Origin of the sequence: Halomonas sp. NO4 (genome assembly GCF_010994375.1) — a bacterium.
Classification (GTDB): Bacteria; Pseudomonadota; Gammaproteobacteria; order Pseudomonadales; family Halomonadaceae; genus Halomonas.
On record NZ_WHMA01000040.1, the window covers coordinates 1 to 771 of the forward strand.

The window sequence follows — 771 nt, forward strand, 5'->3', positions numbered from 1 at the left end:
GTAAATCTTGCTCAGCGCCGCCCAGAACCCCATGGCACCGTCGCCCACCGCCAGCTTGGGGGCCTGGGTAAGGCCGCGCTCTCGCAGGCCTGTGAGCAGGGCCTCCCAGCTGTCCGCCGACTCGCGGAAGCCGTCCTCGACCGCCACCAGTTCCTTGCGGCCCTGCTCGGTGACGCCGATGATCACCAGCAGGCACAGGCGGTCATCCAGGCGCACGTTGCTGTACACGCCGTCGGCCCACCAGTCGACGTAGCGCCGGTCTGTCAGGTCCCGCTGCCGCCACTCGGTATGCTCGTCTTCCCACTGCTTCTTGAGCCGCGACACCGTGTTGGCCGAGAGCCCCTTGGCCTGGTCGCCCAGCAGCGCCGCCAGCGCCTCCTGGTAGTCGCCGGTGGAGATCCCCTTCAGGTAGAGCCAGGGAATCAGCTCCTCGATGCTGCGGGCCCGCTTCAGGTAGGGCGGCAGCAGGCTGCTGTTGACGCGAGCACCACCGCCGCTGCGGTCACGCACCTTGGGCACCTGCACGCTGACATCCCCGACCCCGGTCTGGACCGTGCGCTCGGGCAGGTAGCCGTTGCGGACCACGGCCTGACGTCCATCGTCGAGCCGCTGATCGGCAGTCTGCGCCAGGAAGGTGGCCAGCTCGGCCTCGACGGCCTTGGCGATCAGGTCACGGGCGCCTTGGCGCAGCAGCTCGTGCAGCGGGTCAGTGACCTGGGGTTCTGGTTGTGAAAGAGCCCGGAGGGTAGAATCGGTCATGGCGTATCCACT

1 protein-coding gene is annotated in these 771 nt (G+C 68.2%); it reads right to left on the minus strand.

Annotated features, from left to right (window positions below):
• Positions 1-759: IS256 family transposase (locus tag FEF15_RS17020; RefSeq protein WP_163560378.1), on the minus strand; the 759-nt coding region annotated here is incomplete at its 3' end.
• Positions 760-771: the final 12 nt, after the last annotated feature.